Origin of the sequence: Nocardia sp. NPDC060220, assembly GCF_042727815.1 — a bacterium.
In the GTDB taxonomy this organism is placed as follows: domain Bacteria; phylum Actinomycetota; class Actinomycetes; order Mycobacteriales; family Mycobacteriaceae; genus Nocardia.
In genome coordinates this window covers 1-3828 of record NZ_JBHWZY010000677.1, presented here as the reverse complement: position 1 = coordinate 3828, position 3828 = coordinate 1, and the positions used below count along the sequence as shown (strand labels likewise).

Annotated in this window: 5 protein-coding genes and 1 pseudogene; 2 read left to right on the top strand and 4 right to left on the bottom strand. The window is 66.2% G+C overall.

Features of this window, described 5'->3' with window-relative positions; all coding sequences use genetic code 11:
* The 4 genes and pseudogenes from ACFWF3_RS27555 to ACFWF3_RS27540 form a co-directional block, all read right to left on the bottom strand.
* A pseudogene (locus ACFWF3_RS27555) lies at positions 1–152 on the bottom strand (CoA transferase); the annotation flags it as partial.
* Complete coding sequence (locus tag ACFWF3_RS27550; RefSeq protein WP_379316312.1) at positions 152–919, bottom strand: SDR family NAD(P)-dependent oxidoreductase; 768 nt, start codon at positions 917–919, stop codon at positions 152–154. The pseudogene ACFWF3_RS27555 and the gene ACFWF3_RS27550, both read right to left, overlap by 1 nt.
* Position 920: 1 nt before the next feature.
* Positions 921–2099 (bottom strand): acyl-CoA dehydrogenase family protein, encoded by a 1179-nt coding sequence (locus ACFWF3_RS27545; RefSeq protein ID WP_379316310.1) that lies wholly within the window; start codon positions 2097–2099, stop codon positions 921–923.
* 14 nt (positions 2100–2113) lie between these two features.
* Positions 2114–2422 carry a hypothetical protein gene (locus ACFWF3_RS27540; protein WP_378990252.1) on the bottom strand — a complete coding sequence of 103 codons (309 nt, stop codon included), beginning with the start codon at positions 2420–2422 and terminating at the stop codon, positions 2114–2116.
* Between the two features lie 157 nt (positions 2423–2579).
* Here ACFWF3_RS27540 and ACFWF3_RS27535 point away from each other — a divergent pair, with 157 nt between their 5' ends.
* Together ACFWF3_RS27535 and ACFWF3_RS27530 are read left to right on the top strand one after the other, a co-directional pair.
* Positions 2580–3113 carry a carboxymuconolactone decarboxylase family protein gene (locus ACFWF3_RS27535; RefSeq protein WP_379316308.1) on the top strand — a complete coding sequence of 178 codons (534 nt, stop codon included), beginning with the start codon at positions 2580–2582 and terminating at the stop codon, positions 3111–3113.
* A 4-nt stretch (positions 3114–3117) separates the two neighbouring features.
* A partial coding sequence (locus ACFWF3_RS27530; protein WP_379316306.1) for an aromatic ring-hydroxylating dioxygenase subunit alpha occupies positions 3118–3828 on the top strand: 711 nt, incomplete at its 3' end.

Below are 3828 nucleotides of genomic sequence, written 5' to 3'. Positions count from 1 at the left end.
AGGCCGCCGACGACACCGGTCGTGGTGAGGGCGGCGACACCCGCGACCTGTGCGGTGGTGCGCGTGCACATCGGCGCGGACACCGCCTGCTCCAGCGCCACCACCGTGACGCCGGCCAACGGCGCGGGGTCCGCCGCCGCGTGTGCGGCCATCACATCACCATGCCGCCGTCGACCGGCAGCACCTGCCCGGTGACGAAGGAGGCCGCGTCGGAGGCGAGGAACACGAAGGCGCCCGCCACCTCATCCGGTTCCGCCCAGCGGCGCAACGGGATTCGGTTCAGCATCTGCGCGGAGAACTTCTCGTTGGTGCGCAGGGTGCTGGTCATCGGAGTCGCCGCCAGCGGGGCGAGCGCGTTCACCAGGATCTGCTTGCGGGCCAGCTCGCGCGCCAGCGATTTCGTGACGCCGATGATGCCGGCCTTGGCCGCGGAGTAGTTCACCTGGCCGAGCGTGCCGACGATGCCCGCCGACGAGGTGACATTGATGATCCGGCCGGTGCCGTCGGTCGCCAGTGCGGCGAGCGCGGCCTGCGAGCACCGGAACGTGCCCATCAGGTGGATGTCGAGCAACAGCGACACCGATTCCTCGCTGGTCTCGGCGAACATGGCCGGAGCGGTCACACCGGCGTTGTTCACCAGAATGTGCAGCACCCCGTCGGCCAGCTCGGCCGCCGCGGCGACGGCCGCGTCCGCGGACGCGCGGTCGCGCACGTCGAGCGCCGCGCTGCGGGCAGTGCCGCCCTCGGCCACGATCTTCTCCGCGACCACGGCCGCGGCGGCGCCGTCGACATCGGTGACCAGCACCGCGGCGCCCGCGGTGGCCAGGGCCCGCGCGACAGCGGCACCGATGCCGCCTGCCGCACCCGTGACCAGTGCCGATCGTCCGGTCAGATCGAACAGTGCTGTGTTGACGGTCATTTCAGTAGCTCCTCGGCATTCCCAGCGTGTGCGATCCCAGGTAGTTCAGGATCATTTCCTGACTGATCGGCGCGATTTTCATCACGCGCGCCTCGCGGAAGTAGCGGGCGACGTTGTACTCCTCGGCGTAACCCATCCCGCCGTGGGTTTGCAGCGCGCGATCGGCGGCGGTGAAACCTGCCTCCGCGCACAGATACTTGGCGGTGTTCGCCTCGCGACCGCACGGTTGGCCGTTGTCGTAGAGCCAGGTGGCCTTGCGCAGGACCAGCTCGGCGGCGTCGAGATGGGTCAGCGAGTCGGCGAGCGGGAACTGGATGGCCTGGTTCATCCCGATCGGCCTGCCGAAGACTTCGCGGTCACCGGCGTAGCGCACGGCCCGGTCCAGGGCGACCCGGCCGATGCCGAGTGCTTCGGCGGCGATCAGCATCCGCTCGGGGTTGAGCCCGTCCAGCAGGTACCGGAAACCCATGCCCTCTTCGCCGACCCGGTCCTCGACCGGAATCCGAAGGTCGTCGATGAACAGTTCGTTCGAGGTGACGGCGTTGCGACCCATTTTCGCGATCGGCCGGATGTCGACCTTGGTGCGGTCGAGATCGGTGAGGAACAGGGTCATGCCGTCGGTCTTCTTCTCGACGTCTTCGTACCGGGTGGTGCGCGTGAGCAGCAGGATCTTCTCCGACTCCATGGCCTTGGAGATCCACACCTTGCGCCCGTTGACCACGTAGTCGTCGCCCTCGCGTCGGGCGAAGGTACTGATCCGGGTGGTGTCGAGACCCGCACCCGGTTCGGTGACCCCGAAACACACGTGCAGATCACCGCTGACGATGCGTGGCAGGGTCCGGCGCTTGAGCTCCTCGGATCCGTGCACCACCACCGGATGCATGCCGAAGATCGACAGGTGAATCGCGGTGGCCGCGTTCATCCCACCGCCGGAGCGGGCGACCTCCTCGAGCAGGATCGACGCCTCGGTGATCCCCAATCCGTGCCCGCCGTACTCCGGCGGAATCGTGATGCCAAGCCAGCCGCCCGCGGCGATGGTGTCGTAGAACGCCGCCGGGAACTCGTGGGCCTGATCGCGCTCCATCCAGTACTTGTCGTCGAACTTCTTCATCAGCTCGGCGACCGAGTCGCGGATCAGCTGCTGATCCTCGCTCAGCGCGAAACTCATCCCACCGGACATGCGTACTTCCCCCATCAATCCGAGGCGGGCAGCGCTTTGGCCGCCTTCACCGTCATCGGCTCGCCGTCGCAGCTCAACGAGCCCGCGCCCGCCGCGATGCACAGCACCTCGACGTGCTCGGCCACATCCACATACCGCTTGCCGATCACCGTGCTCGGCGCACCACTCGCGGCGACCGTGGGGGCGTTGACGGCAGGGATCATCGGGCTCGCGCCGCAGGTGATCACGGGCGTGCGGTTGGCCGGTACCCGGATCACCACCACGCGCGTACCGCAGACGGTGCTGGCGAGTTGATCACCGGGACGCAGTGGCACTGCGGTCATGGTGGATCTCCCTTCCTGAGGTTACGTCGCTCTCTCTCAATGAAAACTAGCTTCTCATTCAGCGAGAATCAATGACCCGTTGACTATCCGCCCAACCCGTGGAAATCTTACAGTTCAAATCTGAGAACGTGATTCTCCGAATCGAGAGGAGGCAGTGATGCGCCTACCCCCGCTGCCGGCGGACCAATGGGACGAGCAGGTTCAACGCGCCCTGTCCGGTCTGCTGCCCCGGGACCGGCAGAACCCGGCGGATGCCGGAAACGCACTGTCCACCCTGGTCCGCCATCCGGAGCTGACGAAGGCCTACCTGAGCCTCGGTGTGCACCTGCTGTTCCGGTCGACACTGCCGGCGCGGGTACGCGAACTGGCGATCCTGCGCGTCGCCCATCGACGCGGCTGCGCCTACGAGTGGGCCCATCACGTGGAGATGGCCCACGAGTCCGGCGTGAGCGCCGCCGATATCGCGGCGGCGCAGGGCGGGCCACCCACCGACGAGTTCGATCACGTGATCTTCACCGCGACCGACGAACTCGACACCACAGCGAACCTGTCCGATTCGACCTGGGCCGCCCTCCGCGCGCACCTCGACGAGCGGCAGTGCATGGATCTGGTCTTCACGGTCGGCGGCTACGGCATGTTGGCCATGGCCTTCAACACCTTCGGCGTCGAAGTCGAACAAACGGAAAGGTAACCCCTTGTCCCACTTCACCAAACCGGCCGCGGGTAGCTGGACGGAGCACTACCCCGAGCTCGGCACCGAGCCGGTGGACTACACCGACTCCATCGATCCGGACTTCTACGAGGACGAGCGCAACGCCATCTTCAAGAAGACCTGGCTCAATATCGGTCGCGTCGAACGACTTCCGAAGGTCGGCAGCTACTTCACCAGGGAACTGCCCTCGGTCGGCACCTCGCTCATCATCGCCAAGGGCAACGATCAGGTCGTGCGGGCGTTCCACAACATCTGCCGCCACCGCGGCAACAAGCTGGTCTGGGACGACTTCCCCAACGAGGAGACCTCGGGCACGTGCCGCCAGTTCACCTGCAAGTACCACGCCTGGCGCTACAGCCTCGAGGGTGAGGTGAACTTCGTCCAGCAGGAGAAGGAGTTCTTCGACCTCGACAAGCAGCTCTACGGCCTCAAGACCGTGCGCTGCGACGTGTGGGCCGGCTTCATCTTCGTCAACCTCGACGCCACACCGCGCCAGACACTGCGAGAATTCCTTGGCCCGATGATCACCGATCTGGATGGCTACCCGTTCGACAAGATGACCGAATGGTACGAATTCAACGCCGACAACCAGAGTAACTGGAAGTTGTTCGCCGACGCGTTCCAGGAGTACTACCACGTGCCCGGACTGCACTCGCAGCAGGTTCCCAGCGCGGTGCGCACCCCGGGCAAGGGT

Coding starts and splice junctions, on each gene's coding strand:
- ACFWF3_RS27550 (WP_379316312.1), bottom strand. CDS start 919: ATGACCGTCAACACAGCACTGTTCGATCTGACCGGACGATCGGCACTG.
- ACFWF3_RS27545 (WP_379316310.1), bottom strand. CDS start 2,099: ATGTCCGGTGGGATGAGTTTCGCGCTGAGCGAGGATCAGCAGCTGATC.
- ACFWF3_RS27540 (WP_378990252.1), bottom strand. CDS start 2,422: ATGACCGCAGTGCCACTGCGTCCCGGTGATCAACTCGCCAGCACCGTC.
- ACFWF3_RS27535 (WP_379316308.1), top strand. CDS start 2,580: ATGCGCCTACCCCCGCTGCCGGCGGACCAATGGGACGAGCAGGTTCAA.